Annotated in this window: 1 rRNA gene; it reads left to right on the plus strand. The window is 52.7% G+C overall.

From position 1 onward, the window contains the following. Positions 1–76: 76 nt before the first annotated feature. Positions 77–2924 (plus strand): 23S ribosomal RNA (locus MUB35_RS30170); the annotation flags it as partial.

Raw genomic sequence — 2924 nt, forward strand, 5'->3', positions numbered from 1 at the left:
AAGATACAGCGAATTGAGAAACAAAAACCAAGCAACAACCCAAGCCGTCAGGTACCAACGCTATGGTATCTGGTAAGGCCAAGCAAGAAAGAGCGCAGGGTGGATGCCTTGGCACTAAGAGCCGATGAAAGACGTGATAAGCTGCGAAAAGCTTCGGGGAGGAGCAAATATCCTATGAGCCGGAGATATCTGAATGGGGAAACCCACATGAGCAAACCTCATGTATCCATACGCCAATCCATAACGTATGGAAGGGAACCGGGGGAACTGAAACATCTAAGTACCCCGAGGAGAAGAAAGAAAACTCGATTTCCTAAGTAGCGGCGAGCGAACGGGAAAGAGCCTAAACCGTCATGCGTGCATGGCGGGGTTCGGACTGCGGAAGTGATTCGTTGAGGATAATGGAATGGTTTTGGGAAAGCCAGCCAGAGAGGGTGAAAGCCCCGTACATGAAATCCGAGATGACACGGCAGGATCCAGAGTACCACGAGACACGAGAAACCTTGTGGGAACGCGCGGGGACCACCCCGTAAGGCTAAATACTCCTTAGTGACCGATAGTGCATAGTACTGTGAAGGAAAGGTGAAAAGGACCCCGGGAGGGGAGTGAAAGAGAACCTGAAACCCTGTGTTTACAAGCTGTGGAACACCTTTATATGGTGGACCGCGTACTTTTTGTAGAACGGTCCGGCGAGTTGTGCATACTGGCAAGGTTAAGCGTCTAAGACGCGGAGCCGTAGGGAAACCAAGTCTGAACAGGGCCAGAGTCAGTATGTGCAGACCCGAAACCGGGTGATCTATCCATGTCCAGGTTGAAGCTGCCGTAAGAGGTAGTGGAGGACCGAACGCACATCCGTTGAAAAGGGTGGCGATGAGGTGTGGATAGGGGAGAAATTCCAATCGAACCCGGAGATAGCTGGTTCTCCTCGAAATAGCTTTAGGGCTAGCCTCGGTATAGATTCATGGAGGTAGAGCACTGAATTTCCTAGGGGGCGTCAAAGCCTACCGAAGAATATCAAACTCCGAATGCCATCGAACCGATTACCGGGAGTCAGACTATACGAGATAAGTTGGATAGTCAAAAGGGAAAGAGCCCAGACCTCCAGCTAAGGTCCCAAAGTGCGTGTTAAGTGGAAAAGGATGTGGGATTTCAAAGACAACCAGGATGTTGGCTCAGAAGCAGCCATCCATTCAAAGAGTGCGTAATAGCTCACTGGTCGAGAGGTCCTGCGCCGAAAATGTCCGGGGCTGAAACACGACACCGAAGCTGAGGAATGACATAGTCATTGGTAGAGGAGCATTGAATGCGGGAAGAAGCAGTACCGTAAGGAGCTGTGGACTGCATTGAAGAGAGAATGCCGGAATGAGTAGCGAGAACAAGGTGGGAATCCTTGTGGCCGAATATCTAAGGTTTCCAGGGTAAAGCTGATCTGCCCTGGGTAAGTCGGGGCCTAAGGCGAGGTCGAAAGACGTAGCCGATGGACAACAGGTTGAGATTCCTGTACTGCGATATGACAGAACTGTGGGGACACGTGTGGAGAGCACAACCCGGGAATGGAATCCCGGGGCAAGCGAGGTAGGGGTCTGGTAGGAAAAACCGCCAGGCAACCCGAAGGCGTGATGCGGACCGAACTAAAGTAGGGAAGTGTGTGAGCCATGCGTCAAGAAAAGCCGCTATTGTTCATATCGTACCCGTACCGTAAACCGACACAGGTGGATGAGGAGAGAATCCTAAGGCCGACGGAAGAAGCATTGCCAAGGAACTCGGCAAAATGACCCCGTAACTTCGGGAGAAGGGGTGCCAGGGAGACCTGGCCGCAGAGAATAGGCTCAAGCAACTGTTTAGCAAAAACACAGGTCTATGCGAAACCGAAAGGTGAGGTATATGGGCTGACGCCTGCCCGGTGCTGGAAGGTTAAGAGGAGATGTCAGGAAACGAAGCATTGAATTTAAGCCCCAGTAAACGGCGGCCGTAACTATAACGGTCCTAAGGTAGCGAAATTCCTTGTCGGGTAAGTTCCGACCCGCACGAAAGGCGTAATGATTTGAGCGCTGTCTCGGCAATGCATCCGGTGAAATTGAAGTACCAGTGAAGATGCTGGTTACCTGCGCCAGGACGGAAAGACCCCATGGAGCTTTACTCCAGTTTGGTACTGGGGTCCGGTATTGCATGTACAGGATAGGTGGGAGGCTAAGAAGTGGTGACGCCAGTTGCCATGGAGCCGATGTTGGGATACCACCCTTGCAGTATTGGGCTTCTAACCAGCCGCCGTTAGCCGGCGGTGGGACAATGCCAGGCGGGGAGTTTGACTGGGGCGGTCGCCTCCGAAAGAGTATCGGAGGCGCCCAAAGGTTCCCTCAGAATGGTTGGAAACCATTCGCAGAGTGCAAAGGCAGAAGGGAGCTTGACTGCGACACCGACGGGTGGAGCAGGTACGAAAGTAGGGCTTAGTGATCCGGTGGTATTAAGTGGGAATGCCATCGCTCAACGGATAAAAGCTACCCTGGGGATAACAGGCTTATCACTCCCAAGAGTTCACATCGACGGAGTGGTTTGGCACCTCGATGTCGGCTCATCGCATCCTGGGGCTGTAGTAGGTCCCAAGGGTTGGGCTGTTCGCCCATTAAAGCGGTACGCGAGCTGGGTTCAGAACGTCGTGAGACAGTTCGGTCCCTATCCGGCGTGGGCGTAGGATATTTGAGAGGAGCTGTCCTTAGTACGAGAGGACCGGGATGGACGGGCCGCTGGTGTACCTGTTGCAGTGCCAACTGCATGGCAGGGTAGCCAAGCCTGGAAGGGATAAACGCTGAAGGCATCTAAGCGTGAAGCCCCCCTCAAGATGAGATATCCCATTCTTTAAAGAAGTAAGACCCCTTGAAGACGACGAGGTAGATAGGGCAGAGGTGGAAGTGCAGCAATGTATG

Origin of the sequence: Blautia sp. NSJ-175, assembly GCF_022867815.1 — a bacterium.
Classification (GTDB): domain Bacteria; phylum Bacillota; class Clostridia; order Lachnospirales; family Lachnospiraceae; genus Blautia; species Blautia celeris.